Source organism: Rhizobium sp. No.120 (genome assembly GCF_054558365.1).
The window spans coordinates 299627-325693 of record NZ_BAAJNQ010000001.1; the positions used below are offsets into that span (position 1 = coordinate 299627).

The 26067-nt window shown below is 57.7% G+C and carries 29 protein-coding genes and 1 tRNA gene; 15 read left to right on the top strand and 15 right to left on the bottom strand.

Annotated elements, in window-relative coordinates; genetic code table 11:
* The first annotated feature begins 6 nt into the window (after positions 1-6).
* The 6 genes from ACYJRZ_RS01530 to ACYJRZ_RS01555 all read left to right on the top strand — a co-directional run bounded on the left by ACYJRZ_RS01530 (position 7) and on the right by ACYJRZ_RS01555 (position 8167).
* On the top strand, positions 7-2772 hold the full coding sequence (locus ACYJRZ_RS01530; RefSeq protein WP_459455412.1) for a phage tail fiber repeat family protein: 2766 nt from the start codon (positions 7-9) through the stop codon (positions 2770-2772).
* Positions 2773-2780: 8 nt separating this feature from the next.
* Positions 2781-3377 carry a hypothetical protein gene (locus tag ACYJRZ_RS01535; RefSeq protein ID WP_459455414.1) on the top strand — a complete coding sequence of 199 codons (597 nt, stop codon included), beginning with the start codon at positions 2781-2783 and terminating at the stop codon, positions 3375-3377.
* Positions 3378-3526: 149 nt separating this feature from the next.
* Positions 3527-4993, top strand: coding sequence for a phage tail sheath protein (locus ACYJRZ_RS01540; protein WP_459455416.1), 1467 nt, complete (start codon positions 3527-3529; stop codon positions 4991-4993).
* A 16-nt stretch (positions 4994-5009) separates the two neighbouring features.
* Entirely contained in the window at positions 5010-5522 is a 513-nt protein-coding gene (locus ACYJRZ_RS01545; protein ID WP_459455418.1) for a phage major tail tube protein, read from the top strand.
* Positions 5523-5601: 79 nt separating this feature from the next.
* Entirely contained in the window at positions 5602-5874 is a 273-nt protein-coding gene (locus tag ACYJRZ_RS01550; protein WP_459455420.1) for a phage tail assembly protein, read from the top strand.
* A 124-nt stretch (positions 5875-5998) separates the two neighbouring features.
* A complete protein-coding gene (locus ACYJRZ_RS01555; protein WP_459455422.1) occupies positions 5999-8167 on the top strand; it encodes a phage tail tape measure protein in 2169 nt (722 codons plus the stop codon).
* A gap of 49 nt (positions 8168-8216) precedes the next feature.
* Here the strand turns inward: ACYJRZ_RS01555 and ACYJRZ_RS01560 are convergent, their stop codons facing one another.
* Entirely contained in the window at positions 8217-9473 is a 1257-nt protein-coding gene (locus ACYJRZ_RS01560; protein WP_459455424.1) for an MFS transporter, read from the bottom strand.
* Positions 9474-9545: 72 nt separating this feature from the next.
* Entirely contained in the window at positions 9546-9929 is a 384-nt protein-coding gene (locus ACYJRZ_RS01565; protein WP_459455426.1) for a hypothetical protein, read from the bottom strand.
* A gap of 33 nt (positions 9930-9962) precedes the next feature.
* Between ACYJRZ_RS01565 and ACYJRZ_RS01570 the strand changes: the two genes are divergently transcribed.
* Genes ACYJRZ_RS01570 through ACYJRZ_RS01580 form a run of 3 tightly spaced genes read left to right on the top strand, consistent with a single transcriptional unit; the run spans position 9963 to position 11813 of the window.
* On the top strand, positions 9963-10427 hold the full coding sequence (locus tag ACYJRZ_RS01570; protein ID WP_459455428.1) for a phage tail protein: 465 nt from the start codon (positions 9963-9965) through the stop codon (positions 10425-10427).
* A gap of 4 nt (positions 10428-10431) precedes the next feature.
* The gene (locus ACYJRZ_RS01575; RefSeq protein ID WP_459455429.1) at positions 10432-10644 is read left to right on the top strand and encodes a tail protein X; all 213 of its coding nucleotides are present in this window, start codon (positions 10432-10434) and stop codon (positions 10642-10644) included.
* A gap of 2 nt (positions 10645-10646) precedes the next feature.
* Positions 10647-11813, top strand: a complete 1167-nt coding sequence (locus ACYJRZ_RS01580) for a phage late control D family protein (RefSeq protein WP_459455431.1) — start codon at positions 10647-10649, stop codon at positions 11811-11813.
* A 49-nt stretch (positions 11814-11862) separates the two neighbouring features.
* On the opposite strand, the gene ACYJRZ_RS01585 is transcribed toward ACYJRZ_RS01580, so the two are convergent.
* The 3 genes from ACYJRZ_RS01585 to ACYJRZ_RS01595 form a co-directional block, all read right to left on the bottom strand.
* Positions 11863-12825, bottom strand: a complete 963-nt coding sequence (locus ACYJRZ_RS01585; RefSeq protein WP_459455433.1) for a hypothetical protein — start codon at positions 12823-12825, stop codon at positions 11863-11865.
* Positions 12826-12946: 121 nt separating this feature from the next.
* Positions 12947-13426: a helix-turn-helix domain-containing protein gene (locus ACYJRZ_RS01590; protein WP_459455435.1), complete on the bottom strand. Its 480-nt coding sequence runs from the start codon at positions 13424-13426 to the stop codon at positions 12947-12949.
* Positions 13427-13441: 15 nt separating this feature from the next.
* Entirely contained in the window at positions 13442-13684 is a 243-nt protein-coding gene (locus ACYJRZ_RS01595; RefSeq protein WP_015340497.1) for a DUF4160 domain-containing protein, read from the bottom strand.
* A gap of 94 nt (positions 13685-13778) precedes the next feature.
* Here ACYJRZ_RS01595 and ACYJRZ_RS01600 point away from each other — a divergent pair, with 94 nt between their 5' ends.
* Genes ACYJRZ_RS01600 through ACYJRZ_RS01610 form a run of 3 tightly spaced genes read left to right on the top strand, consistent with a single transcriptional unit; the run spans position 13779 to position 15060 of the window.
* Entirely contained in the window at positions 13779-14411 is a 633-nt protein-coding gene (locus ACYJRZ_RS01600; protein ID WP_459455438.1) for a hypothetical protein, read from the top strand.
* Positions 14412-14471: 60 nt separating this feature from the next.
* Entirely contained in the window at positions 14472-14723 is a 252-nt protein-coding gene (locus tag ACYJRZ_RS01605) for a hypothetical protein (protein WP_459455440.1), read from the top strand.
* Between the two features lie 13 nt (positions 14724-14736).
* Positions 14737-15060 (top strand): phage holin family protein, encoded by a 324-nt coding sequence (locus ACYJRZ_RS01610; protein WP_459455442.1) that lies wholly within the window; start codon positions 14737-14739, stop codon positions 15058-15060.
* Positions 15061-15128: 68 nt separating this feature from the next.
* Here ACYJRZ_RS01610 and ACYJRZ_RS01615 read toward each other — a convergent pair whose 3' ends face one another.
* Positions 15129-15608, bottom strand: coding sequence for a YfbU family protein (locus ACYJRZ_RS01615; protein WP_459455444.1), 480 nt, complete (start codon positions 15606-15608; stop codon positions 15129-15131).
* Between the two features lie 221 nt (positions 15609-15829).
* Here ACYJRZ_RS01615 and ACYJRZ_RS01620 point away from each other — a divergent pair, with 221 nt between their 5' ends.
* Entirely contained in the window at positions 15830-17200 is a 1371-nt protein-coding gene (locus ACYJRZ_RS01620) for a PIN-like domain-containing protein (protein ID WP_459455446.1), read from the top strand.
* A gap of 162 nt (positions 17201-17362) precedes the next feature.
* Here ACYJRZ_RS01620 and ACYJRZ_RS01625 read toward each other — a convergent pair.
* The 4 genes from ACYJRZ_RS01625 to xylF form a co-directional block, all read right to left on the bottom strand.
* Positions 17363-17439, bottom strand: a tRNA-Arg gene (locus ACYJRZ_RS01625).
* A 161-nt stretch (positions 17440-17600) separates the two neighbouring features.
* Positions 17601-18383, bottom strand: a complete 783-nt coding sequence (locus tag ACYJRZ_RS01630; RefSeq protein WP_459455448.1) for an ATP-binding cassette domain-containing protein — start codon at positions 18381-18383, stop codon at positions 17601-17603.
* Between the two features lie 15 nt (positions 18384-18398).
* Positions 18399-19712, bottom strand: a complete 1314-nt coding sequence (locus ACYJRZ_RS01635) for a sugar ABC transporter permease (RefSeq protein WP_459455450.1) — start codon at positions 19710-19712, stop codon at positions 18399-18401.
* A 291-nt stretch (positions 19713-20003) separates the two neighbouring features.
* Entirely contained in the window at positions 20004-21044 is a 1041-nt protein-coding gene (gene xylF / locus ACYJRZ_RS01640; RefSeq protein ID WP_459455452.1) for a D-xylose ABC transporter substrate-binding protein, read from the bottom strand.
* 223 nt (positions 21045-21267) lie between these two features.
* On the opposite strand from xylF, the gene ACYJRZ_RS01645 reads away from it, so the two are divergent.
* Complete coding sequence (locus ACYJRZ_RS01645; protein WP_459455454.1) at positions 21268-22509, top strand: ROK family protein; 1242 nt, start codon at positions 21268-21270, stop codon at positions 22507-22509.
* A 57-nt stretch (positions 22510-22566) separates the two neighbouring features.
* Here the strand turns inward: ACYJRZ_RS01645 and ACYJRZ_RS01650 are convergent, their stop codons facing one another.
* The 4 genes from ACYJRZ_RS01650 to iolG form a co-directional block, all read right to left on the bottom strand.
* The gene (locus ACYJRZ_RS01650) at positions 22567-23190 is read right to left on the bottom strand and encodes an ATP-dependent Clp protease proteolytic subunit (protein WP_459455456.1); all 624 of its coding nucleotides are present in this window, start codon (positions 23188-23190) and stop codon (positions 22567-22569) included.
* A gap of 45 nt (positions 23191-23235) precedes the next feature.
* On the bottom strand, positions 23236-23595 hold the full coding sequence (locus tag ACYJRZ_RS01655) for an SRPBCC family protein (RefSeq protein ID WP_459455458.1): 360 nt from the start codon (positions 23593-23595) through the stop codon (positions 23236-23238).
* Entirely contained in the window at positions 23592-23906 is a 315-nt protein-coding gene (locus ACYJRZ_RS01660; RefSeq protein WP_113230052.1) for an ArsR/SmtB family transcription factor, read from the bottom strand. The genes ACYJRZ_RS01655 and ACYJRZ_RS01660 overlap by 4 nt, the downstream gene beginning before the upstream one ends.
* Before the next feature lie 150 nt (positions 23907-24056).
* A complete protein-coding gene (gene iolG, locus ACYJRZ_RS01665) occupies positions 24057-25049 on the bottom strand; it encodes an inositol 2-dehydrogenase (RefSeq protein WP_459455460.1) in 993 nt (330 codons plus the stop codon).
* A gap of 231 nt (positions 25050-25280) precedes the next feature.
* Between iolG and ACYJRZ_RS01670 the strand changes: the two genes are divergently transcribed.
* Entirely contained in the window at positions 25281-25547 is a 267-nt protein-coding gene (locus ACYJRZ_RS01670) for a hypothetical protein (protein ID WP_459455462.1), read from the top strand.
* Here the strand turns inward: ACYJRZ_RS01670 and ACYJRZ_RS01675 are convergent, their stop codons facing one another.
* On the bottom strand, positions 25548-26015 hold the full coding sequence (locus ACYJRZ_RS01675; RefSeq protein ID WP_459455464.1) for a hypothetical protein: 468 nt from the start codon (positions 26013-26015) through the stop codon (positions 25548-25550). It abuts the gene before it with no gap.
* Between the last annotated feature and the right edge of the window lie 52 nt (positions 26016-26067).

Here is a 26067-nt window from a genome sequence, read left to right on the forward strand (position 1 = left end):
CCGGTCATGCGCCGACTGGATCAATATCAAATCAAGGTCGGCGATGATCTCGGCGACCCGGATTTCTGGAATCGTCGCTACGAAGACCTTGACCTGCGTCTGCATGGGCAAGAGGAAATCGAAAAGGATTGGAGAGCGGCAGTCCGCGAACTGCAAGAAAACGGGTTGAAGCGGATCGATGAAGCCGTTTCACCGCTCATCGCGCAGTTGCAGGAGGACTTGCAGCTCGGGGCCGTCTTTATCGCGGAGAGCAAGTCGGCGGTGGAGGTGAAGACCGGTCCTATGACGATCGGCATCAGCTCCGCGAACAAGCGTCGCTATTCGCCTGCCGCCTATCTGGCCTTGGTAACGCGTGATGCGCCTTATGGCGTCATGTTGGGCCGGCTGATCTCCTACAACCGCGACACAGGAACGCTTGCGGTCGATATCGAGCGGACCTTTGGTGCGGGTGACCCGATCCGCACCAATTGGATTATCTCGGCGACCTCGCATATCGACTATCAGGCCGACCGCGTTTTCCGTGAGGCTGGCGGTGGTCTTATATCCACCACAGTTGAAGACGCCTTGCGTGAGCTTCTGTCGTTGACCGTTCCCAAGACCCGTTCCGTCACGGCTGGAATGGGGTTGAAGGGCGGCGGCGAATTGAGCGGCGACATTTCGGTATCGCTCGACCTCGCCTATAGCGATGTCCGTTATGTCCGCGCGCAGGAATACGATACCCATCGGCATCCTTGGTCGGAAATTGACGACAAGCCGACCACCCTTGCCGGCTACGGCATCGGAGATGCCCACACGAAAGCCGAAAACTTCCGCCTTTTGGACGGCAAGCAGGACAAGCTTTCGTATGTGGCGGAAGACAAGGCCAGCAAGGGAAAGCCGGACGGCTATGCGCCGCTCGGTCCCGATGGCAAGATTTCCGGTGCCTTCCTTCCCGTCGATGGCAGCTTTCTTGGCGTCTACAATGCTGAGATAAATTCGCCTGCGATCACTTCGGGGTCGGGAAATCAGGGCGACTTTTGGGTTGTCGCCGTGGCCGGCTATGTTGCCGCTGATGATATCGGCGATGTTGCTGCCGGCGATCAGTTGCGGCGCGGGCCGGAGAAGTGGGAACGCGTTCCGACCTTCAACGCTGTTTCGTCGGTCGCCGGAAAGACCGGGGTTATCACCCTCAATGCCAGCGATCTTTCCGATAGTGGGGCAACCGGTCGCGCGCTTGTAAAGGCCGGCGATGCGGAGGCTGCGAAGTCAGCCTTGCAGCTCCTTGCTGCCGATCTGTCGGATTTCTCGACCGCGTGGACGGCTGCTTATCAGGGCGTGACATCGACCTATGGGCGATCTTTCGTCGCCGCCGTCGATGCCGCCGCTGCGCGCACTCTGCTTCAGCTCGGCTCTGCCGCCTTGCAGGCATCGACGGCGTTCGCCGCTGCCGCGCATGTTGGGGCTGCTGGTGTTGGCGCACACCCGGACGCGACGGCCACGGCGAGCGGGTTCATGTCCGCTGCCGACAAGAGCAAGCTGAACGGCATTGCGACGGGTGCCAACAACTATGTCCACCCGACCGGCGACGGCAACTTGCATGTGCCGTCAACCGGTATCGGCAGCTCCAAAAAAGTGCTGACTGCCGGCGGGGCGGCGGGGTCAATGACGTGGAGCTTTGTGGATTTTGCCGACATTGCCGGCAAACCGGGGAGCCTCGCAGGCTATGGCATCACGGATGCCTATTCATCCTCCACCATGGACGCCCTCTTGGCAGGAAAGCAGGCAAGTCTTGGTTTTACGCCGGAAAACATTGCCAACAAGGGGGCGGCGAACGGTTACGCTTCGCTCGACGGGGCCGGTAAAATTCCAACCTCGCAACTGCCGGCTTCTGCAATCACCGACACCTTTGTTGTCGCTTCGCATGCAGCCATGCTCGCTCTCACGGTGCAAAAGGGCGACGTTGCCATCCGAACCGATGTCAACAAGAGCTTCATCCTGCAAGCCGAGCCGGCTTCCGCGCTGGCGAATTGGCAGGAGCTGCGAACGCCGACCGACGTTGTACAGTCCGTGGCGGGGCGGCAGGGTGCGGTAACGTTGACTTCGGCGGACTTGACAGATGCGAGCACCGTCGGGCGTGCATTGTTGACCGCCGCGAACGCGACTGCCCAAGTTGCCGCTCTCGGTCTCGGGAACGTCAACAATACCTCGGATGCGGCAAAGCCGATTTCGAACGCCACGCAAGCGGCACTGAATCAAAAGTCGGATACCGGGCACAAGCATGTCATCGCTGACATCGCGAACCTGCAAACGACCCTGGATACAAAGCAGGCGGCTTTAGGTTACGCGCCGGTCAATCGCGCCGGCGATCAGATGACCGGTGCACTCGAAATCAGGATGGGCGATGCGTGTGTCTGGTTTCACCATCCGAATGTGAAACGCGCCCGATGGGTACTCGATAGCTACGGCACCTTAGTTTGGCAGGATCAAGGAGGGCAAAATCACTTCTGGATCGGCAACGCTGGGCAGGTTTGGACGCAACAGCTCGGCGACCTCGCTACGCGGATTGAGGACCGTTCCTATTATTGGGGCCAAGCTCACGTCAACAACGCCGTCACGAACTCGCAGATGGCCGGTTACGTCGAAGTCCTGATGGCCAATGGCTCTGTCATCAACAATGGCGGCTACGTGCTGACGATGGCGCAGCGCGTCGACCGCGACCAATACAGGTTCGGCTCTCGTCAGCCGCAGCTCTTCATTCCAAATCGCGGCTGGTTTGCCGCTTTCCCCTTCTGAGGAACGCTATGCACGATTTCGGAAAACTCACTCCACGGGTCGAAACCGTGGAGCTTACCGGCGGTCGGGAAACGCAAATCTATGTCTTCTACGATGCCGGCGATACCGAGTGGCACGATCTCTATAGGTCGCTGCCACCCTTTGATTTCTATGTGGCGCTCGATGACGGCGACCGTGTGGTTTCAATGGAGCCGAATCCCGAACACTCGCAGATCGCGGGCCATCGGATCATCGGTATCAGCCGGGAGGAAGCTGGTGATTTCACGCGTGGTCCCGGCGGTAGCGTCTACGGCATGAAATGGAGCGGCAGTCGGATCGTGAATCCAGCCGATCACATGACCGTTGAAGAGAAGCGCGCCGCAATGCCGGTTCTAACACCACGTCAGTTTCGTGACGCACTGATCGACAACGATATCATGCCGGATCAGGTGACGGCGGCAATCAATGGGATTGCCGACGCAAAGGCACGCGCCAAGGCGCTTAATGCTTGGGAATATCCCACGATGTTTTCGCGAACCGACCAATTGCTTGAGCAGATCGGCGCATCCTTTGATCTCACGCCAGAGGCAATTGATGCCATGTGGGCGGCGGCTGCGCAGCAATAGGCGCGGCGGGCGCGCTTCTTCCATCTCAAAGCTGCTACCATCCAATTATGCAGCCCGCCGCTCTTCGGCGGGCTGTTTCTCTTTGCCGGCCTGAAAGCGCAGGCGGCACGACCTCACCCGATCCACTGTCATTTCTAATGGAGACCTTTATGGCCGACCTGTCCTATGCGCATGGCGTGACACTTACGGAAAGTGCGGAAACGCCGTCGCTCCTGCGTGTCCAGCGCAACGGCATCACTTTCGTCAACGGCACGGCACCCAATGCCGACCCTGCAGCTTTCCCCTTGAACTATCCCACTCTGATTACCTCCGAACGGGCGGCGGCAGCGCTCGGCGCTGCGGGCACGCTTTTGGAAGACGTGACTTCCGTTTTCGGTGAAGGCGGCTCTTGGTGCATCGTCAACCGCGTGCCCGACAGCGCCGACCCGGCGACACAGCAAGCCAATCTTCTCGGCGATGCCGTTGCTCGAACCGGCCTTTATGCGGCGCTGCGTGCCAAGGCGATTACCGGCTATCAGCCGCGCGTTGTCATCACGGCGGGCAATACCGGCGCTTGGATCGAGGCGGGCGTTGTTTCCGTCTCGATGTCCGAACAGGGGGCGAAACTGACGGAAGCGCCCGTTGTCGAGGCGTCCGGTGGCGGCAACGATCCCGGCAAGGTCTTGCCCAAGCTTGAGGCAATCATGGGCACGGGCATCGCCGATGCCGGCAAGGTGGTTGCGGTGCGGGTGGTCGAGCCGGGCAGGGAGCTTTCGGAGCCGCCGAAGATCACCTTTACCGGCGGCGGCAACGAGGCGGGCAAGGTGATGCCTGCGGCGACAGCGAATGTTGGCGACGTTGCCAATCCGTTTATCTCCGCCTTGAACGTCATAACCCCGAAAATCCGGGCGAGGGCTTACATCTCCGGGCCGAACACCACGAACGCGGAAGCCGTTCGCTTCCGTCGTACGGTCAACGGCGGTCGCATTCTCATCATCGACCCGAAGACCATCAAGAACGTCAACGGCGTGCCCGTGACAAAGCCGGTCGCCGCTGTCTTTGCCGGCGTTCGCGCTCGCGTCGTCGCATCTTCCGAAGGCGTGTCCGGCTCGGTTTCGAACAAGATCATCCGCACGATTGACGGCATTGCCCGCACGATCTCCTATCCGGACGACAGCAACTATCTCAACGAAAAGCAGGTTGCCACGATCATCAACGAGCGCGGCGGCTTCCGAACGTGGGGCAGCCGCCTCGCAATCGATGACCCGCTTTGGCAGTTCGATAGTGTGCGCGCCACCGCCGACATGGTGAACGAGGCTCTTGAAGACCTCTATTTCCTCTACGTGGACCGCAAGTTCACGAAGGCCAATCTCAAGATGCTGGTCGAAGACGGCAACGCCGCCCTTCGTGTGTTCAAGAACAATGACGATATTCTCGGCGGGCGTGTCTGGCTCTCGAATATCAACGAACCGACCACCCTTGCCGATGGCAAGCTCTTCCTCGACGTGGAGTTTGAGCCGGTGGGCCTCATGGAACAAATCCACGTCACCACCCATCGCAACATTCTCTACTACCGGCTTCTGCTGGACGAGGTGAATGGCGCAATCGAAACCGGCCCGCTCTCGCTCGCCGCTTGATCAAGGAAAGCCCGACATGGCAGAAAAGACCCTACCTAGCCGCATCCTGCGCGATTGCATGATGTGGGCCGACCGTACGAGCAAGCTCGGGCAGATCGGCGATATCACCGTGCCCGTGCCGGAAGCCAAGCGCGAAGACGTGCGCAACGCCGGCATGATCAAAGCCCGCAAGGTCCATCTCGGCTACGAGGCTCCGGAATTCAAGTTTAAGATGCCGGGTCTCGACCCGCAGATTTTGAAGCTCTTCGGTCTCAAGCCGGGCGTCGATACCCCGTTCATGATTACCGGTGCGCATGTCGATGAAGACGGCACAACGCATAGTGCGGTGCTGACCATTCGCGGCAAGATATACAAGCCCGATCATGGCACATGGAAGACCGGCGATCTTGCCGAAAACGACTACGCCGTTGACGTGAACTACTACAAGCTCGAAATCGACGGGGAAGAAATCTACGAGATGGACGACTTTGATTTCAAGGTCGGCGGCGTCTCGCAATACGGCGATATCCGCAACGCCTTGCTGCTCTAGCGGCTAGCCACATTCTCCTGCTCACATCATCCCATCCAATCCGGCCCGCTTCGCGCGGGCCGTCTTTATCGAGGCTATCATGACCGAATTTGTCACCCACACCCTTCTTTCGCCGGTAAAACATGGCGAGCTGACTATTACCGAATTGACGTTCCGCGAAGCCGAAGTTGGCGACTTCATGGCGGCAGATCACATCAAAGGCGAGTTTTCCGGCAACGTCGCCGTGCTGGCATCGATCTCGGATACTCCGCTGCCCGCCTTCAAAAAGATCAAGGCTAAGGATTTCAGCATCATCCTTGCCAAAACCAAGGACCTCTTGGGAAACGAAGCCAAGAACACGACTGGCGAATAATCGCTGTCTTCGTTGCCCGCTACACCCATACATCGCTCGACGTAATCGAGCGGTGGCGCCCCGAAAAACTGTTGGCCTACTTTGAGACAGCGCGAACCTTGCGGGACGCGTTGAAGGAACCGTTATGACGACACAGCAAAGCACCCTGCGCGTTTCATTGCTTGATGATGTTACCGCTCGCGCCAAGCACATCACGCGGGCGCTCGACGGACTTCGCTCCCAGCAGATGACGGCATTCGCTCCTATGCGTGGGATGATCGGGCAGGCCATCGCTTTGGGGGCTGGCTATCTCGGCGTGAGGGAGGGTTTGAGCGCGACGGCAGGAAGCGCCATCAAATTCGAGTCTGCCTTTGCCGATGTCAAAAAGGTTGTCGAAGCGACGGACGAGCAGTTCGAGAACATGCGCCGCAACATCAGGCGTATGTCGGGCGAAATCCCCATGTCGGCAAACAATATCGCGGCTCTGTTCGCCGCTGCCGGCGAATCCGGTATCGCAACGGAGGATTTGCAGGGCTTTGCCGAAATGGCCTCGCGCGTTGGCATCGCCTTTGACATCACGGCGGAAAAGGCCGGCTCTAGCCTGGCTAAACTGAAAACGCAGTTCGGTTTGACGGTTGCCGAGACCGGCGACCTCGCCGATGTCATGAATCACCTGTCGAACAACATGGCGAGCAAAGCGTCCGAAATCACCGATTTCATGCTGCGCGTCGGCGCGCTCGGCAAGATTGCCGGATTTACCAAAGAGCAGGTTGCCGGCATCGGCAGCGCCATGATTGCAGCCGGCGCGGAGCCGGAAGTTGCCGCGACCGCGATGCAGAATGTGACGAAGGCGCTCACGCGCGGCGCATCGGCCAAGAAAAGCCAACGTGACGCGGCGGCGAGGCTCGGGCTTGATTTGCCGCAGATCGCCAAGCAGATGCAGAAGGATGCACCGGGCGCTTTGAAAAAGGTTCTCGCCGCTATCGCCAAGGCACCGAAGGACCAACAGATTTCCATCGTGTCGGATTTCTTTGGTGACGAGGCGAAAGCGTTCATTCCATTGCTCGGCAACGTCAAGCTTCTGGACGACGCGCTCGCCAGCGTCAGCGACCGGACGAAGTACGCCGGCTCTGCCATGAATGAATACAAGCAGCGAGCCAGCACCACGAGCAACGCGCTCGAGCTTTTGGGCAACAAGGTATCGAATATCTTTTGGGAAGTCGGCGACAGCATGTTGCCCTCGATCAGGGAGGGCGCGCAGGCTATCAGCGACGTGCTCGATACGCTCGGAAGCCGGGCAACAATCTTCGATCAGATCAAGGTTGGTGCGCAGGGCTTCGCAAAAGGCTTTGGCTATGACGGCGGTATTCGCGAGCTGGTCAACGATATCAGCGACCTTATGCTTGGTCCGGTCGATCCCAATGCCGGCGAAAATCTTGGCCGCTTCTTCATGAAGGCCAAGGAGTGGGGCGCATCCATTCGGGAGTTGACGGACGCAATTCGAGAAAACCCGATTGCCAAGTTCTTTGCGGAGATGGCTGGCCATGGCTTCAAGCTCATGCTGTGGGGCGCTGGCATCGCCTTTCTTGCTGGCACGGTTCGCAAGCTGGCGAGTGCGATGTTTTTGCTGTCGGGCGCGAGTACCTTGATAGGTGCCCTTAAAACCGTGGGAGCTATCGCTGCGCTCGTAGGTGGGGGAACAGCGACGGGCAGCGGAGCGGCGGCAACTGCCGCAACCGGCGCTGCGGCGGGCGGTGCGGCTAGCGGCTTGCTTGCCGGCTGGTCGGCGATGCTAAAGGGGTTTGCGCGGCTCGGCATCTATGGGATGGCGGGAGCGGGCGCTTGGGAGTTTGGAAAGCAAAGCTATACTGGCGATACCTTTTACAATCAGCGAAAGGCTTGGTTGCCGGGTCCAGAAGACGCATTGCATGCCCTTGGGTCCTATCTGAAGACGTTTGTCACCTCCGAGAACGGCCCCGCTCCGACTGGCGTCTATGCGCAATCTGCCATGGATAATGCCCGCGCAGCCCATGCCGCTGGCTTCGGTGGATCAACCACGGAAACGCTGCCCGGAAAGACGGCGGACGACCTTGGTCTGATAACCGCCCGTATCGATGCGTCATCCATTGCCGAGATGGTGAGGCCGAGCGGGACGCAAGATGTTCGCGTGGTAAATCAGCAGCCGCCTAACGTGACAGTTCACGCGCCAATCTCTGTTACCGGTGTTTCTGATCCGCAGGCGGCGGCAAGGGCTGTTGTTGGGCAATTGGGAGCGGCTATCAAGAGCGCTGCGGATGCACAATTCAGTGACTGAAGGGAATGAGGGCCGGTCCGTAAATTAGGTAGACTTAAAGCCGACCCGGTTAATTGGCGCCAGCGTCTTTACCTTTCGCTCCGATCCGCCGTCTTGCAATGAGCAACGAACATGCCAGAAAGGCCGTGGCATAGCCGCTGATCAAATATGGAGCGGATATTCCTGCAAATTCCGCCAGTGCGGCTCCAAGCGGAGGAGCAGTCATCATCGCTGCCGCACTGAGTCCCTCGCCCACAGCGGTAACGCGTCCCAAAAGCTCAAGCGGTGTCTCCTTCTGTAGCACCACCCGGTAAGGGACAAAAAAGCCTGCGCTGGCCAAACCCGTTGCAAAGAGGAGTCCGCAAAAACTTACCGCAGACATCTCTATATCGCCGCGTCCGAGGTGTCCCATCAAGGCAATTAACAGTCCCCCAACAAGGCCTGAACCGATCATCAGCTGTAAAGGGTCGCGGTGGCCGAAGAACTGTCCCAAAAGTAAAGCGCCGATCACACCGCCGGCTCCTGCGGACGCAACGGAGGCTCCGAGCAAGGCACTCGAAAGGCCGATTTCCTTGACCAAGAGCGCAATCAATCCGTCGTATAGGAAGATTAGAAAATAGCCGAGAGCCATAGCCATAATGGCGGTAGCTAGGACAGGCTTACGGCGAATGTGTCTGAGACCGTCGACAAACTCTTGGCCGAATTTTCCTTTATCGGCCCCACTGCGATCTGCGCGCAAACCGCTAGGTAAACCAAAGAGAATCACAGCTGCTACCAGCGACAGGACAGCATTCAGCAAGAAAATCTGCTGCAGGTCGAGAAATACAGTCAAAACCCCACCCAAGGCCGGACCGACAATCTTGGTCAACTGATTGATGACGTGGCTGAGGCTATTCGCCGCCAACAAGCGATCAGGGGGCGTAAGAAGTGGAATTGCCGCTTGCTTTGCTGGCGTGAACAAAGCGTCGGCGCTGGATTTGATGACGACGCATACAAGGAGCACAACGAGATTTGGCGCGAGAACAAATGCCGCCGTTGAAATGGCTCGTATGATATTGCTCGCCACCAGCAGCGTTCGTTGATCGGCACGATCCACCAGAACGCCAATAACTGGGGTTAGGACGACATAGGGTAACGCTAGCGCCAAGGTTAAACTTGCAACCCCTATAGGTCCAAGCTGCCACTGAAATGCCACCAGTGCACTTAGCGCCACAAAATCCAACCAATCGGCTAGATCGGAAGGGATCTGTGCGAGGAGCAGTCGTCGCAGTTTCGGCAAGGTGACCGGCGCGAGGCTCTCAGGCAACCGATACAATGCGACCACCATTAAAAACGAGCTTCATCATAGAGCCCTTCCATGAAAACTGAAGTTGGTGTCATAGTCGGCCCTCCGTATTTGCTAAAATATGCCGAGAGGTTTCGTCTCATATTTTATCCACCACTGCCCGCCATCCTCGTACGCTCGATAGGTGATTGGGGCCTTCTGCGCAGTTGAGAGCATGGCGGTGCCCCCGCACTCGATGTGATTGTCAGTCTTTGAGACTAGTTTTGCGTCGATGATGCCGATCACTTTCGGCAGCAGCGGCGAGCCGTTCTTGTCCGAGATTTGCACCACCTGCGGGACAATGTTCGTGCAGGTATAAGCGGACGCTCCGAAAAGTTGGACCGAAACCGAATCCCAATTTTGATAGGCATATATGCCGGCAGCGACCGCGATCCCCATCGCAATTCGCTGCGGCCACGCGCTTTTCGGTTTCTCTTCAACCGGCGCACTCTCTGACATTCACAACCCCCAACACTCAATTTTAGGTAGATCATGACGGGTGTAACATCGATGATGCTCGGGGGCTACGCCTTCGAGGCGCTGGGTTTCGGCTATCAGGGTATCAAGCGCAAGGTGAATACGCCTTGGGTGGAAATACCTGTTGGCCAAACCCTCAATCCGCAGCAATGGACCGGGCCAACGTCCGATGAAGTGACGATTCAAGGCGTCTTATTTCCCGAAGAATTCGGCGGGCAATCACAGCTCGACGGCATCATCGCAGCGCAATTGGCCGGCACGGAAATGATGCTCGTCAGCGGGGATGCTATGCAGGGCGTCATTCGCGGCATGTTCACGGTCCAATCTGTCGAGGAAGATCAATCATTCCACGATGCGAGCGGTGTCGCTCGGCGGAATGCTTACGTGATCTCGCTCAAGCGTAGCCGGGCGGAGGCGGCGGCAAATGCCGGCGGCGTGATGGACCGCGCAAGCTCTTTCCTCTCCGAACTTTTTAGGTGATGGCATGGCGAGCATTTACACGACCCGGCAGGGCGAGACGATCGATCTCGCTTGCCTCTTTCACTATGGCCGGACGGCGAGGGTTGTCGAAGCAGTGCTTGACGTCAATCCGGGGCTTGCAGCCCTCGGCGCGATCCTGCCGCTCGGAACGCAAATCGTGATGCCCGACATTCCAAGCATAAGCGTGGAACGTCCATTGATTAGCCTATGGGATTGACCATGCAACCGCGTGTCGAAGTTACAGTTGATGGCGTGCCGATGGCGGGCCATTTCTATGAACGGCTGATTTCCGTGACCGTGACGGATGAAGAGGGATTGAAGTCGGATACGGTCGATATTGAGCTGAACGACGGCCCTCCGAACTTCCTCGCCCTGCCGCGCAAGGGTGCCATTATCTCGGTCAAAATGGGATATGGCAGCAACCTCGTGCCGAAAGGCCAGTTTACGGCGGACAAAATCAGCCTCGATTGCCTGCCCTATAAGATGTCGATATCGGGCAAAGCGGCGGACCTGCGCAGCGGCAAGCTGAAAGAGCGGCAAGAGCGGGCATGGGATAAGGCCACCCTCGGCGACATCATCGCCGACATTGCCAGAGAGAGCGGATTGACGCCTGCGGTGGATGCCGAATTGGCGGAGCATCGCTATGAGTGGTTAGGCCAGCAGGACGAAACCAATATTCATTTCCTGCGGCGGCTCGCAGATCGGCATAACGCCCTGTTTGCGGTCAAGCAAAAGCGGTTGCTGTTTGCCCGTCGCGGCTCTGGTCTTTCAGCTTCCGGCGCTTCGCTCGGTTCGATCATCCTGACACCTGCGCAAATTAAAACCGGCACGCTGAAGGTCGATATCAACGACCGGACCAAATACAGCAAGGTTGTGTCCTACTATCAGGATGCCGATAAAGCCCAGCGGGTCGAGATTGAAGCGCAAGCGGACGCCGATGGCGACAGCATCTATCGCATTCCGGAAGCCTTTTCTTCGCCAGCCGAAGCCGACAAAGCGGCACGCGCCAAGGCGAAAGAGTTGGCGCGAGGCGAGGGGACTGTTTCGGTGACGGCGCTCGGCGACCCGACAATTGAGGCGGGCTTACCTTTGCTCTTTGCCGATGTTCGCCCTGGACTGGACGGCGTGCCTTACATCATCAAAACGGCACGTTCCAAATACACGAAAACTTCGGGCTTCGAGGTTGACGTGTCGGGGCGGCTCTATGATGGCAAGTCGGCCACCGAAGGCGCGGGCAAGGCCGATGCGGGAAGCGGCGAAACCGGCGGCTCGCCCAGCTCTTCCGAGGGCGGCGGGAAAGTTGCGCCGAATAGCGCGCCGGGGACGCCTGCCACGCCTTCGGCGTTTCTCACGCCACGGCGGTTCGGACGAATCGATGAGAACTAGGCGACGGCTGGCTACGAAGCGAGCCTATTCGCCCTTCTGTCCCGAGCTATCAGCCGCTTGTCTTCTGTGAGCTCACAAATTTCAGACGTCTAGTAGTCAAGGAACCTGCACGAGCACTGGTGACTAACTCGACAACTGCATGGTTCTCGCTGTTTACGACAAGTCTATTAAATATCGCAGGGAATTTCTGATGGCTGAACATGATCCTAGGAAGCCTTATGTCGGCCAGAGTCCCTGCTATCAGGTCTGGCAGGCGGATTAGTTCTGCGTATTCTTTTTTGCCGTCCATACCGGGTGCGCCGAACCGAAAAAGTGGCCTGCTTAAGTCAACTACCGTGTTTTGATCCAGCCGCATCACTTGGTATATTGTCCATGCAATATCGAAGGTGGCTCCGCCATGTCGGTCAAAGATTGCATCGCGATCAGTAATCCAGGTAATCGCAAGGGGCGACTTTTCATCGAGCATTCTGAAGACGAACGCTGCGAACGTCGCGGTCAGGAACATTTTGCGCAAAAGGCCGAGTGGCGGACTCTTGCTTTCAAGCTCTTTGGCGAGCTGAGCAAATCTATTATCAGTCTCTCGATAATATTCAGCATTGGAGGGCTCGGCGTCTGCCTTCTCCGCCAGAGTCTGCCTCATCCCGATAACGTGATCAATCATAGCTTCTTGCGTCACGTGCTCGCGCAGGAAGTTGCTTTTCCGCTCCACCACGAACGATAGGCTGAAGGCCACCGGCAAACTCAAATAGTCCATCAAGCCATTGGATGCCGAGCGAGTAGATTTGATATCTTTTGGCGCGACGGACCGGATATATGAGGCAATGTTCTCTTCAGTGTCGTGATTTACAACGACCACAAAAGAAAATGCGTCGTTGTTCTTCTCGGGATGGCCAAGACTGTAGTCCGATATGATCCGCCAAGACGCTGCGGCAGGTACTTGAGAGAACCACGACCGAAAATCTTCCTTTATACTGCCGGCGCTCTTGCCGATGAGCTGAAATATAGAAAGCATGCGGGCCTCAAAAAATGGGCGATGTTTAGCCGAGAATATAGCAGAACGCGAAACGCGACAGTGTGCCGTACAAGCAACCATGGCTTGTTGGTCGGGATTGCCAACGATCCGTTCTGGAAGGCTAGGCGGCTTTCGGCCTGCCGTTCTGGCGTGGTCGGTAGTGGGCATGCATCAAGAGTGGGTCGCGCTGGCTTGCGCGTAACAGCATCTTGACGGCGTGGCTGACCGGAGCGCCCGCGCGGTAGTTTTTCCACGTGCGGAGCGTGACCCCAAGGAAGTCTGCCGCCTCGTTATTGGAAAGCCCTATTTCTTCCTGCCACTTCCGCAGATCATCAACGTTAAAATCGCGTTGGTCTTCGGCGATCTGGAAAAGGTGATAGGCATCGATCGCCAAATCTTCTCCGGCCCATTCGACCGTTGCGCCATAGTCCGTCACTTCGGCTGTTTTCCAGACGTCGGGAGACTTGAGGGGGGCGAGCAATTCGCCGCCGGTCGCAATCCAGCCGACGAGATTTGCGGAAGTCTCAGCGCCCCCCTTCCACTCGATTGCCAGCGTCATGTTTGACGTTGGCGTTACGCTTTCAATTCGCGGCATATCCATGTCTGTTTCCCTTCCTCAAGCGATTGGAAAGCGGGGATTGGTCCGGTTCCACTCGGCGGCGATGGCCGCCTTGTTCTTTGCTGCCCATTCGAGGGCAGTGTCTTGTGCCTTGCGCGCGAGCTTACCACGCAGGATTTCCAGTGTCGCGATTTCCACCAATGCATCCCCATCAGGGGTGATGATGTGGAAGTGCGGGGGCAGATGATCGTTCGCATAGACTCGAATGATGATGTTTCCGATTTGAACCAGTTTGCCCATGTACCCCTCACGTCGATGAAATAAACATAGGGCATTTTATGCACCATGTAAAGATAGTTGGTGCAAATTTTACCCCAAAATATGGAGAGAAGTTATGGATCACGCGAAGTTCTTCGCGGCGGTACGCTCGTCGTTGTTCGGCGGGCGGCTATCGGCAAATCAGGTCAAGGGCATGGAAGCCATACTTGTCGCATGGCGCGCCGCGCCATTCGATACGCGTTGGCTCGCCTATATGCTGGCGACGGCTTATCACGAAACGGACAAAGCCATGTGCGCCGTTTCCGAAAATCTGAATTACCCGGCGTCGGGGTTGCTTGCGACCTTCCCAAAATACTTCACGATCTCCCAAGCCGCTGCCTATGCACGGCAGCCGCAGCGCATCGCCAACCGCGCCTATGCGAACCGCATGGGCAATCGCAACGAGGCCAGCGGCGACGGATGGCGCTATCGCGGTCGCGGCTTGGTGCAGATCACAGGCCGGGACAACTATGCGAAGTACGGCATTGCCAACGACCCGGACAAGGCGCTTGACCCAGTAAAGACCGTCGAAATTCTATTCGATGGCATGATCAACGGGCGGTTCACCGGCAAACAGCTTGCCGACTACTTCAGCGCCACAGGGAGCGACTGGAACGGGGCACGCAAGATCATCAACGGCACCGACCGCGCCTCCGACATTGCCGGCTACGCCAAGAAGTTTGCAGCGGCAATTGAAGCCTCTCGCTGAACGCAACGGGTTCATTTAACCCCATCCGACCCCACTCCCGCGCAACACAAAGGGCAAAACATGCTGAATACCAACGCGCTTCACAATGCACTGAACATCCTTATCAGCCTCTCGGGGCTGCTTGTCGCCATCCTGCTGGCCAGCGGCTGCGCGCAGCTCGCAACCGGTACACTGGAATGCTCGCAGTCTTCCATTAGCCCGAAGCTCACCGCCTATGCGATTGCTGGGCTCAGCGCACTGAAAGTCCTCGTCAACATCGGTCGCGATGGTCTGTCCGGCCTGATCAAGCCGCAGCCTCCAGTCCAGAAATAGAAGGGGCGGATTCATGTCCGACAAATACAACTCGCTTTATGAGCTGCTGAATGCCTGGGGTGGCGGCGCGCTTTCGACTATCGTCGGCGCAATGGTCGGCCGGGCTATGTGGCACACCAACGAGGCGCGCAAGGGTCGCCGGAAATTTCTCGGGCTCGAACTGCTTTGGGAGGTCCCGGTTGCTCTCGGCATGGCGTTCATCGGGGAGGGTATTGCCTCTTATTTGAATGTAGGGCAACCGGCAACGACGGGCCTCATAGCGGGCCTCGCCTATCTAGGGCCACGCGGAACGGAAGTGCTGTTCCAGAAATGGTTTTCGCGGAAAATCGCGGGCTAATGGATTTTGATCCAATTTAAGCCGCCCGGCGTATGCCGGGCGGTTTTTTGCAGTCAACCGCTCAGATATCAGGCCGCGATAATTGCGTCAGCCTGAGCGTGGCTGAGTGGGTGCGGCTTGCCCGTACGACCCCATTCAATAACCATTCGGCGGTATTTTGTCAGTGCGCTCGACGTGTGAGAATTTTTGTTCGGAGCGGATTCTGAATAAAGCCCCATCTGGTCGAGTAGTAATGCAGCAAAATGATAGTGGTCGTCATTGTTCGCGTCAAAGCCCCGAAATTTACTGTCAGCCGGATTGCTGGGCATCCAGCCATGCAACCGGGCATTATCAAGTGCTCTGAACATATCAAGAATCTCGAAAACCTCGTCTTGCATATCGTCGGACGCTTCGTTTTCGCCTATTGGTCGCAATACGTTATCGTATAGCTTAGTGTATCCACCTTCTAATATAGCCTGATTATTCGCAATGTCTTGTTTGTTGCCGTGGCCAAGGTTCTTCTGGATTTCAAGCTGGTTCCAGATAATAAAGCGAGTCGCGCGATCCATGTTTTGCCCCAAATAAGTGCCCGATTCATGCAATGTATGATTGTCATAGGCCGTATAGAATTAAAAGCGCGATATTGGTGAGCAGGCGGGCAATTTCCGGTAACCGATCGATGCAAGCTACTCAATCGTCCGCCGCGCCGAAGCAGCGGAAAATTGAAGTAGATATTTTCTCCTAATTGCGCGTAAAACTTTTAGCTGTAGATACGCGGGAGCAATCTTAGGTGCGCAACAAATTTCCTGGCTATTACAAGCTGACAGACTTCGGTTTGCTTTGGAAAGAGGCAGTGTTCGTTCTGGATACGAGCGTGCTATTGAACCTCTATCGCTATCCTAAAGCGGCAAGAGAGCAAACACTTGCCGCTCTGGAGAAATTAAAAGATCGCCTTTGGATACCATATCATGTTGCTTTGGAGTTTCAGAGAAACAGATTGAATGTAATCCACGAGCAGAATTCAGAGTTTGACGCCGTATTGCAAAAGATTGGTGGAGCTTACTCAAGTATTAAATCGCTCGCGGGGCTTAAAGATCGGCATTCTCTTATAGATCCGACTTCATTTATTCAGTCCATACGCGAAGCTGAAACAAACTTTAGAACGGAACTAGAGCAATTGAGGAGTGAGCAGGCTCAAGTTAATGAGGATGACCCAACACGCGCGAAAATTGATGATTTGCTAGATGGAAAGGTAGGAGAAAAACCATCCCAAGAGGCTGTCGCCGCTTGGCAGGACAGCGGGAAGAAGCGCTATTCGGCTAAAATCCCACCCGGATACATGGATCTTGATAAGGAAAAAGAAAATGAAAAAGACTCTTCAATATATACTTATGGAGGGATTGAGTATCATAGAATTTATGGCGATCTTATTATTTGGAACCAGATAATAGATCACTGCAAGGTCAATAATATTAAGAAGGTAATATTCGTAACTAACGATAATAAGGCGGACTGGTGGCTGGAGGTAGGAGGCAAAACTATTGGGCCTCGACCGGAGCTTGTGGAGGAAATCGGTCGCTTGGCTGGCGTAACACATTTTCATATGTATAGGCCCGACGCTTTTTTGACGAACGCTAACGAGTACATTGGTGCGGAGATTACCGCCGAAACCATCGGCCAAGTTAGAGATATATCGCGCGTAAGAAGTCTCTTGTCCCGACTGCACGCCGTTCTGCATGATCCGCAACTTTTCAATGCGATCAGCGTATGGTTAACGGTCTACTCTCCAGGTAGCGAGCTCATACGATTCGGTGATTCCGGCCGTTATTTGGTTAGAAGGAACGGAATAGACTTTCCTACCGAAATCATCGATCTGAGACATTTGGACTCTAGTGCTGCGAAAAACTTGACATTCGACAAGATTAATTACGCAGCCAGCGTGCTTAACATTGATCGTTGGAGCCCGCTATTGTTCTTCGTGGTTGTTGAGCACGCTGATGAAATAGCTTCATTGCAGCGCGACGTCGAGAGCTTGCTTGAAGCAACATCGGCTTCGGTCACGGTATACTTCGCGGTTTTCGCGGCTCACGGCCAAAGCGAATTGCGTGTGCCCTCTATAGCTTCCAATCTGCAAGAATCCAATGCGGAGCCGGCACCATAGTCAACAGGCATTCGCGCGGATATGCTTTCAGTCTGCGTCAAAGGTCGCATCGCACAAGATCAGCGCAGGACGCAGCAATGCGCAAAACTTTATGCTGCTTCCTATGTGCTTCCTGTGAACGCTCTGCAAACGAGCAAGTTGTCCGTAAATGCATGAATTTATTGGCGCACCCGACAGGATTCGAACCTGTGACCTTTGGAATCGGAATCCAACACTCTATCCAGCTGAGCTACGGGTGCATGCCGTGGCGGTTTGAATCGCCTGTCCGATGGCTGGTTCTTAGCCCAGGAAAGGCTTGGCTTCAATGCGGAAAATTCAGGAAAGCGTGAGATCGGACGTTTTGTTGGGATAAGGCCGCGGGCTTTGGGCGCGCGGCCTTGGTGTCATCGGCCGTTCCGGCTCATTCCTTCATCGCGCCGGGGCCGGGGATGGCTTTGGGCGGCACCTTGCCGAGGATGATCATGCCGAGGACTTCGTCTTTGGTGACGTCTTCAGTGCGGGCATGGCCGACGACCTGGCCGTTCTTCATGACCGAGACGCGGTCGGCAAGGTCGAAGACGTCATGGATGTCATGGCTGATGAGGAAGATGCCGATGCCTTCCTTCTTCAGCTGCTTGATCAGCTCGCCGACCTGCGCCGTTTCCTGCGGGCCGAGGGCCGCCGTCGGCTCGTCCATGATCAGGATGCGGGCGTTGAAGAGGATGGCGCGGGCGATCGCGACCGACTGGCGCTGGCCGCCGGAAAGAGCCTTCACCGGCTCCTTGAAGCGCTTGAAGTTGGGGTTGAGGCGCCCCATGACTTCGCGGGCCTTGGCTTCCATCGCGACATCGTCGAGCGTGCCCCAGCGCGTCTGCAGCTCGCGGCCCAGATAGAGATTGGCGGCAGCATCGACATTGTCGGCGACGGCGAGCGTCTGGTAGATCGTCTCGATTCCGTATTTCTTGGCGTCGCGCGGGGTGCGGATATCGGCGGGCTCGCCGTTGATCAGGATATCGCCGCTGTCGCGCTTGTAGGCGCCGGAGAGAATCTTGATCAGCGTCGATTTGCCGGCGCCGTTATGGCCGAGAAGAGCGACGACTTCGCCGGGGTAAAGGTCCACCGAGGCGTTGTCGACCGCGTGAATGCCGCCGAAGGAGATGGAAATGTTCTTCATTTCCACAAGCGGAGTGGTTTGATCCGTCATGGTTCAGAATTCCTTTTACTTGGCGCGCGAGCGGTAGACGATGTCGAGCCAGACGGCGATCACCAGGACGACGCCGACGACGACGTTCTGGATCGGCGTATCGACATTGGCGAGCCCCATGCCCGATTGCAGCGATTGCATGACCAGGGCGCCGAGCATGGCGCCGGCGATCGTGCCGCTGCCGCCGGCCAGCGACGTGCCGCCGATGACGGCCGCGGCAATGGTGAAAAGCTCATAGGTCGTGCCCTGCGAATTGGCGGCGGCGTTGAGGCGGGCGGTGGAGATAGCCGCGGCGACCGCCGCAAGCAAGCCCATTAGCGCGAAGATGCGCACTGTTACCCAGCGCGTCTTGATGCCGGCGAGTTCCGCTGCTTCCGGGTTGCCGCCGATCGCGAAGACGTAACGCCCGAAGCGCAGGCGGGTGGCGATGAATGTCATGATAATGCCGATGCCGACGGCGATCAGCACAGGCACGGCGATACCGTAGGGGATATCGAGCCCCGTTTCCGGCCAGGGGATGTTATGCTCGGTCGCGTATTTCTTCGCGATGCCGGTTGGCCAGTAATAGATGTTGAAGACGTAGATCGTGACGAGGACGAGAGCGGAGCCGAGGATGGCGAGGAAATATTCCGCCCAGAGCGGCCGGCGCGGGAAGTTGAAGCGCTTGCGCTGATGGCGTCCGCCGATAATGCCGAGAACGATGAATACGCAGGCGAGTACGCCGAGGATCCAGCTCCATGTCGCGCCGATCGAACCTTCGGCGCCGCCGCCCATGATGCGGAAGGTGGCGTTGAGCGGGGCGACCGTCTGACCGCTGGTGACGTACCAGGCAAGGCCGCGCCAGGCGAGAAGACCGCCAAGGGTGACGATGAAGGAGGGAACATTCAGAAAAGCGATGATGACGCCCTGGAAGGTGCCGAGCAGCGTACCGATGACGAGGCCGCAGATCAGCGTAATGACCCAGGTCCAGGAACTGTCGAAGCCGAGATAGGTGGGCAGGTATTTTGCCTGGATGACGCCCATGATCATGGCGATGAAGCCGAGCATGGAACCGACGGAAAGGTCGATATTGCGGGTGACGATGACCAGCACCATGCCCGTCGCCAGCACGGCGATCTCGCAGGTCTGAACGGAAAGGTTCCAGAGGTTTCTGGGGGTCAGGAAGAGGCCGCCGGTATAGACGTCGAAGCCGATCCAGATGATCAGCAGTGCGCCGATCATGCCAAGCAGGCGCGTATCGATTTCAGTCGCGCGCAGGAAGCGTGTAAACGCACCTTCCTCTGCCTTGCGCGGACCGCTCGATGTTGTGGAATGTGTCATGTCGGCCATCGCTTTGCCGTTCTCCCACTTGTTGGGCGCAGGCCCGCGAATGCTCTTTCTTGATCGCTGGGCAGTATCCGCGCTGGTCACACTAGACGTCATCGCTCGCCCATCCGGTTGTCCCGGTTCCACGACCGCCGTCCGGCAGGCCGATCGGATATGCGATGACGCAACACATGCGGGAGGCCTTCATCTCCATTCTGTGTGGAGTTGCGGACCTCTTATCCGCACTCGACGCCGCAATGGGAAGCCCTTTGCGGCGTCGGCATTATTTTCGGGTCAACCCGTCAAGCCGGGTGCTTATTTGCAGGCAGCGACGCTGCCGGCCTTAACGCCCTGGCAGGCTTCGGCCTTGGAGATCCAGCCTGCGTCGATGACGACGTTCAGGTTGTCCTTGGTGATAGGGATCGGGGTCAGGAAGACCGACTTCATGGCGACATGCTTCGGGCCGCCGTTGAAGGTCTGGACGCCTTCGATCTGGTCCTGGGTCTTGCCGCCGGCAAGAGCGAGGGCGATTTCAGCGGCGCGCTTGCCGAGTTCACGCGAGTCCTTCCAGACCGAAACGGTCTGCGTTCCGAGCGCGATGCGGTTCAGAGCGGCCTTGTCGGCGTCCTGACCGGAAACCGGCACGGAGCCTGCGAGACCCTGAGCGTCGAGAGCGGCAACTGCGCCGCCGGCGGTGCCGTCGTTGGAGGCGACAACCGCGTCAACCTTGTTGTTGTTGGCGGTCAGGAACTGCTCCATGTTGCGCTGCGCGTTCTGCGGTAGCCAGCCGTCCGTATAGGCTTCGCCGACGTTCTTAATCTTGCCGGCGTCGATGGCGGACTTCAGCACTTCGATCTGGCCGGAGAACAGGAAGTCGGCGTTCGGATCGGACGACGAGCCCTTGATGAAGACGTAGTTGCCAGCCGGCTTCGCCTTCAGGACTTCGCGGGCCTGCATGCGGCCTACTTCCTTATTGTCGAAGGTGATGTAGAAGGCGGCCGGATTCTCGATCAGGCGGTCGTAACCGACAACCGGGATGCCTTCATCGGCGGCCTTTTCGACGGCCGGGCCGATGGCATCGGAATCCTGAGCGAGAATGATGAGGGCGTTGGCACCCTGCGAAATCAGCGACTCGACGTCGGTCAGCTGCTTGGAAGCGGACGACTGGGCGTCTGCAGAAATATACTTGGCGCCAGCGGCTGCCAGAGCCTTCTTGATGGCTGCTTCATCCGTCTTCCAACGTTCTTCCTGGAAATTCGACCAGGAAACGCCGACGACGAGGTCCTTGGCGAAGGCGGCCGTCTGCATGGTCAAAACGATGGCCGCGCCCGCAGCCAGCTTGATGAAAGCTTTCATGTGATCCTCCCGAGTGAATGCGACCGCACGTATCCTGAACTCCCGTCGGCCGCGGCGAAAATGCTGACAAGAAAAGCTTTGGACTTTTTTCTCGACAGTCGAGAAATTTAGTGTCAGAGATTTTTTCAGCTGTCAACACCCGCGCCGCCAGGTTTCATCGGTCGTCCGAAAAAGCTATCAGGGGCTGCGGAGGAGGAGGGTTGAATGAGCAGGGAGTTTGCAGATGCTGGCCAAATCGAGCACCGAATTGGTCCGTCAAAAGAACAGCGCCTTGGTCTTGTCGGCGCTGCGCCGGCACGGCCCGCTTGCCCATACCGAGCTCTCTGATTTCACCAGGCTCTCTTCTGCGACCGTATCGGTCATCACCGCCGATCTCGAGCGGGCGCAGGTCATCGAAAAGGCTGAGCAGCAGGCGGCCAGCGGCCGCGGGCGCCCGCGCGTTTTGTTTTCGCAGCGGCGTGACTGCGGCTATCTGATCGTCGTCGTCATCTCGTCGGATGCCGTGCAATATTCTCTGGTCGATTATACCGGCCGCTTGATCGACCGCTTTACCGAGGACAGGCAGCAGAACGTTACGGGCGTCGAGCGGTTCGTAGTCGCGTTGCGCGATGCCTTGAACCGTATTGTCGCCCGATCACAATTGCCGCGCGACAAGGTGCTGATGATCTCGATCAGTAGCAAGGGGCTTGTCGATACCTCGGAGCCAGTGCTGCGCTGGTCGCCGATCTTCGGACGTGAGGAAATCGATTTCGCCGCCGTGCTTCGCGACGAATGGTCGGCGCAAATCATTCTCGGCAACGAAACCCTGCTTGTGGCTGCGGCCCTTGGGCGACAGGAAGAAATCAGCACGCGCGGCGATTTCCGCTCGCTGGCGGCGCTATCGCTTGGCCACAGTATCGGGCTCGGCATCGTGCGCCGGGGACACGAAAGCGACCATCATATATCGGCGCCCAATTTCGGGCATATGATGCATGTGCCGGGCGGGGCTCTTTGTCGCTGCGGCGCGCGGGGATGCATCGAGGCCTATGCCGGTTTCTACGCCATACTGCGGACGGCCTTTGACGTGCCGCTCGACACCATCCCAGCGAAGTTCGTGCCGATTGCCGAGCTCGACAAGATCGCTGCGAGCGCGCGCCACGGCGGACGCCGCAATGTGTTGGCCTTCCGTCAGGCCGGCCTGGCGCTCGGCAACGGCCTTTCGCGGGTGTTGAGCCTGCACGAGCGGATGCCGATAGTCATCACCGGTCCGGGGGTGCGTTACTATGATCTGCTGATCGAAGGCATAATCGAAGGCCTGGCGGAATCGCATGTCGTGCGAATGGAGGGCATGCCCGAGCTGCGGGTCATCGCCGACGAGCCGACGCTTGTCTTCGAAGGACATCTGAATCGCGCATTTTCGATCATCGACAATGACATCGTGAAGAGGGGAGCCTCGGTTGTCGAGTTGCGCGACCAAGCGGGTTGAGAGGTGAGGGCGGCGCAAGGTGTGGGCATGCGTTTGGCCGCAGGATTGTCATCTCAATCAATCTGCCAGGCCTAAAGGCTGTTCGTCGTCGCGAACCTGGAGAATACGGTCGATCAGCCCCCATTCCAGAGCCTCCTCCGCCGTCATGAAGTGATCGCGGTCCATAGCGCGTTCGAATTCTTCGTAGGAGCGGCCGCAATGCTCGGCGTAAAGCCGCGTCATGCGATGCTTTGTTCGCCTCATTTCTTCCGCATGGATAAAGATGTCCGATGCCTGCCCTTGGAAACCACCCAATGGTTGGTGAATATGGATGCTCGCATTTGGAAGCGCGGTGCGCTCACCCGGCTGGCCGGACATCAAGAGGAAGGAGCCCATCGAACGAGCGGTTCCCATGCATAGCGTATGCACCGGCGCGCGGATGTAATGCATAGTGTCGTACATTGCGAGACCGCTGGTTACGACACCGCCGGGCGAGTTGATGTAGAGATGGATCGGCCTCTTGGGATTTTCGGCTTCGAGAAACAGCAGTTGCGCGCAGACGAGGGCCGAGACGTCATCGTTCACCTCGCCATTCAGGAAGATGATTCTCTCGCGCAGCAGGCGGGAATAAATGTCGAAAGACCGCTCTCCCCTGCTGGATTGTTCCACGACCATAGGGACGAGTTGCATTGCTTCGCGCATCGGCGAACTCCAATATTCTTGAAATTTTAGGGGTGATGGAAGCCGTCAGGCAGCGAGCATGGCGGTCAGGCGGTTGTTGTTTGCCGCAGCCATTTCCGTTTCGCGAAGCCAAACGTCATCGAGCTCGTGGATGATCCGCAGGCTGGTGCCGCCGTTTGCATTCGCAAATATTCTGAAAGTCACGGTGCTTTCGAGGAAGGGCGGTGCATCGTCCCGTAGCCTGTAGCTGACTTCTTTGCCCTGCGTGACCGATATCGCCTCGGGATTTGCCAAGGCCTCCTGCGGCAACCAGTTTTGGCGAAGCTCGGGGATGCTGATTGCACGCCAGACTTTTTGTGGCGGCTCGTCGAGCTGGTATTCGAGCTCGATACCATTCTTTCGCTCAGGGATCTTGAGATTGTTCATTGATCCATATCCTTCAGCAACACCTTGAGAGCTTCGATGCGAGCGGGCCAGTATGCGCGGTATTTCGCCAGCCATTGGGCGATGAGGGCAAGTCCTTCCGGATCGACTTCGTAATTCACGAAACGCCCCTGTCGTTCTTCCCTGACCAGCCCGGCACTCCGCAGAACCGCAAGATGCTGGGACATGGCCGGCTGGCTGATGTCGATACCTTCGCGCAGGGCGCTGGCATTCATGCCGCCTGTCGCCAGCTTCTCGAAGATGGCGCGGCGGGTCGGATCGGCCAAAGCCCGGAATATCTCATTCTCTATCATGGCGACAGATAAGCACGGACTTATGTGATTCGCAAGAGGTTTCGTCAGCGTCTCTTCGGGAGTTCCGGGTCGCGCCAAAGAAAAAATCCGCCGCGAAGCGATTCGCGGCGGACTTTGGGAGGATCACATTCCTTGAGGAATGGAGAGGACTTAGTCGATCTTTACTAGGCGGCCTTCCTTGACCGACTGGAGCGCGGCATCCGCCAGCTTCAGTGCGGCAAGGCCATCGGCGCCCGATGGTGTAATGGGAGTGCCCTTTTCGATCGCGGCGATGAAGCTTGCGATCTCGTTGGCATAGGCTTCGGTGTAGCGTGTCATGAAGAAATCATGCAGCGGCGGGCGGGTATAGCCATCGCCGTTGGCGACTTCGATGGAGAAGGGGCGCTGGTTTTCAGCGGAAACCAGGCCCTTTGAGCCATGGATTTCGATGCGCTGATCGTAGCCGTAGGTGGCGCGGCGCGAATTGGAGATGATCGCCTGCTTGCCCGATGCCGTCTGGAGGATGACGGAAACGCTGTCGTAATCGCCAGCTTCGCCGATCGCCTTGTCGACGAGGACTGCGGCGGTGGCAGTGACGGCAACCGGCTCTTCGCCGAGCAGGAAGCGCGCCATGTCGAAGTCATGGATCGTCATGTCGCGGAAGATGCCGCCGGAGCGCTTGATGTAATCGACCGGCGGGGCGCCCGGATCGCGCGAGGTGATCGTCACCATTTCGACGGTGCCGATGCGGCCTTCGTCGATGGCCTTCTTGACAGCCATAAAATGCGGGTCGAAGCGGCGGTTGAAGCCGACCATCAGCTTGCCCTTGGTCTCATTGACGACCTTGATGCAGGCTTGGACACGGGCAACGTCGAGATCGACAGGCTTTTCGCAGAAGATGGCCTTGCCGGCGCGGGAGAAGCGCTCAATCAGATCGGCGTGGGTATCGGTCGGCGTGCAGATGACGACGGCGTCGATATCCTTGGCGGCCTCGATCGCCTCGATGGTACGCACTTCGCAGCCATAGGCGGCTGAAATGGCTTCCGCAGCCGCCGGAAAGGCATCCGCGACGGCGACGAGCTTGGCATTGGCATCGCCGCTTACGGCTTTCGCATGCACCTTGCCGATGCGGCCAGCACCGAGCAGACCAAATCTGACAGTCATTATTACCTCCCTGAATTCGGAATAAATGGACCGAATATCAATTACTATGGAATTTTCATTCCATTTTCCGGCGGCGACGTCAAGACGCCAGGACTTCACAATTCTGAAAATTCCGCTCCGATATCGGCTTAGCCGAAATCCGGATGCAAAACCTTATTTTATGCAGGCGACTTCACAATTTTCCTGAGGATGCGCTAAAGACATGTCTTCTTAAATAGGCAAAAGAGACCCATGCAATTGATCGATCCTAGCCACCCCATCTACAAGCCGCTTTGGGTGCGTGTTCTCATCGTGGCTGTCTGCTTCGGCTGGGCAGCGGTCGAAACGCTTGGCTCACAGCCATTCTGGGCAATGCTGTCGGGCGCGCTCGGCGCCTATTCGGCGTGGATGCTGCTCTTGAATTTCAAGCCGCAACCGCCTGCATCGGCAACCAGCGATGCGCCTGCGCAGGACGATGCTGCCGAGGACGGCGAGCCGCCCTCGGAGGGCAAGCAATAATCATCGTCTGAGGCGGCGTATGGCTTCGTCGATCAGCTGATTGGCGAGCGTCATGCGGATCGTCGCCTGTTCGCGGAAGAGGGCGGTGACGCTATCCGGATGATTGGCCTTGGCGAAGCTGCGGCGTTTTTCCTGCAGGCCTTCGCGTGTGAGGTCGGAGGTAATTGCGAGCTCGGCGGCGACCTCTTCCCGTGTCGTTCTGCTGAGATGTTCGGGCATGGCCGGCAATGCCGGTTCTTCCGGAAAGGGTTCGGGCTGCGGCTCTGGCGAAATGATGGGGTCGCCGAGGTTGTCGCGATAGGCTTCGTCTGGCCGATGCGCGTCCGGCGTCTCGCCGCCCGGCACCGTTGCGGCAAAGCTGACGTTCAGGCCGCGGATGCGATGCGGGGCCTCTTCCTCTTCCGCAGGCTCCTCTTCGCTATCGAGGCGATCGAGCACGGATTGAAACAATGATTGCTTGAACAGCATGCGTGGTCTCCACGCCAAGCTTCATAGGAGCGCAAGTTGGCGTGGAGCTTAT

Coding starts and splice junctions, on each gene's coding strand:
- ACYJRZ_RS01595 (WP_015340497.1), bottom strand. CDS start 13,684: ATGGGCAAACTGGTTCAAATCGGAAACATCATCATTCGAGTCTATGCG.
- ACYJRZ_RS01675 (WP_459455464.1), bottom strand. CDS start 26,015: ATGCTGTTCAAGCAATCATTGTTTCAATCCGTGCTCGATCGCCTCGAT.
- ACYJRZ_RS01600 (WP_459455438.1), top strand. CDS start 13,779: ATGGATCACGCGAAGTTCTTCGCGGCGGTACGCTCGTCGTTGTTCGGC.
- ACYJRZ_RS01570 (WP_459455428.1), top strand. CDS start 9,963: ATGACGGGTGTAACATCGATGATGCTCGGGGGCTACGCCTTCGAGGCG.
- ACYJRZ_RS01660 (WP_113230052.1), bottom strand. CDS start 23,906: ATGATAGAGAATGAGATATTCCGGGCTTTGGCCGATCCGACCCGCCGC.
- ACYJRZ_RS01540 (WP_459455416.1), top strand. CDS start 3,527: ATGGCCGACCTGTCCTATGCGCATGGCGTGACACTTACGGAAAGTGCG.
- ACYJRZ_RS01560 (WP_459455424.1), bottom strand. CDS start 9,473: ATGGTGGTCGCATTGTATCGGTTGCCTGAGAGCCTCGCGCCGGTCACC.
- ACYJRZ_RS01580 (WP_459455431.1), top strand. CDS start 10,647: ATGCAACCGCGTGTCGAAGTTACAGTTGATGGCGTGCCGATGGCGGGC.
- ACYJRZ_RS01670 (WP_459455462.1), top strand. CDS start 25,281: ATGCAATTGATCGATCCTAGCCACCCCATCTACAAGCCGCTTTGGGTG.
- ACYJRZ_RS01645 (WP_459455454.1), top strand. CDS start 21,268: ATGCTGGCCAAATCGAGCACCGAATTGGTCCGTCAAAAGAACAGCGCC.
- ACYJRZ_RS01615 (WP_459455444.1), bottom strand. CDS start 15,608: ATGGATCGCGCGACTCGCTTTATTATCTGGAACCAGCTTGAAATCCAG.
- iolG (WP_459455460.1), bottom strand. CDS start 25,049: ATGACTGTCAGATTTGGTCTGCTCGGTGCTGGCCGCATCGGCAAGGTG.
- ACYJRZ_RS01545 (WP_459455418.1), top strand. CDS start 5,010: ATGGCAGAAAAGACCCTACCTAGCCGCATCCTGCGCGATTGCATGATG.
- ACYJRZ_RS01575 (WP_459455429.1), top strand. CDS start 10,432: ATGGCGAGCATTTACACGACCCGGCAGGGCGAGACGATCGATCTCGCT.
- ACYJRZ_RS01650 (WP_459455456.1), bottom strand. CDS start 23,190: ATGCGCGAAGCAATGCAACTCGTCCCTATGGTCGTGGAACAATCCAGC.
- ACYJRZ_RS01630 (WP_459455448.1), bottom strand. CDS start 18,383: ATGACGGATCAAACCACTCCGCTTGTGGAAATGAAGAACATTTCCATC.
- ACYJRZ_RS01635 (WP_459455450.1), bottom strand. CDS start 19,712: ATGGCCGACATGACACATTCCACAACATCGAGCGGTCCGCGCAAGGCA.
- ACYJRZ_RS01655 (WP_459455458.1), bottom strand. CDS start 23,595: ATGAACAATCTCAAGATCCCTGAGCGAAAGAATGGTATCGAGCTCGAA.
- ACYJRZ_RS01565 (WP_459455426.1), bottom strand. CDS start 9,929: ATGTCAGAGAGTGCGCCGGTTGAAGAGAAACCGAAAAGCGCGTGGCCG.
- ACYJRZ_RS01530 (WP_459455412.1), top strand. CDS start 7: ATGCGCCGACTGGATCAATATCAAATCAAGGTCGGCGATGATCTCGGC.
- ACYJRZ_RS01605 (WP_459455440.1), top strand. CDS start 14,472: ATGCTGAATACCAACGCGCTTCACAATGCACTGAACATCCTTATCAGC.
- ACYJRZ_RS01555 (WP_459455422.1), top strand. CDS start 5,999: ATGACGACACAGCAAAGCACCCTGCGCGTTTCATTGCTTGATGATGTT.
- ACYJRZ_RS01610 (WP_459455442.1), top strand. CDS start 14,737: ATGTCCGACAAATACAACTCGCTTTATGAGCTGCTGAATGCCTGGGGT.
- xylF (WP_459455452.1), bottom strand. CDS start 21,044: ATGAAAGCTTTCATCAAGCTGGCTGCGGGCGCGGCCATCGTTTTGACC.
- ACYJRZ_RS01590 (WP_459455435.1), bottom strand. CDS start 13,426: ATGGATATGCCGCGAATTGAAAGCGTAACGCCAACGTCAAACATGACG.
- ACYJRZ_RS01585 (WP_459455433.1), bottom strand. CDS start 12,825: ATGCTTTCTATATTTCAGCTCATCGGCAAGAGCGCCGGCAGTATAAAG.
- ACYJRZ_RS01550 (WP_459455420.1), top strand. CDS start 5,602: ATGACCGAATTTGTCACCCACACCCTTCTTTCGCCGGTAAAACATGGC.
- ACYJRZ_RS01535 (WP_459455414.1), top strand. CDS start 2,781: ATGCACGATTTCGGAAAACTCACTCCACGGGTCGAAACCGTGGAGCTT.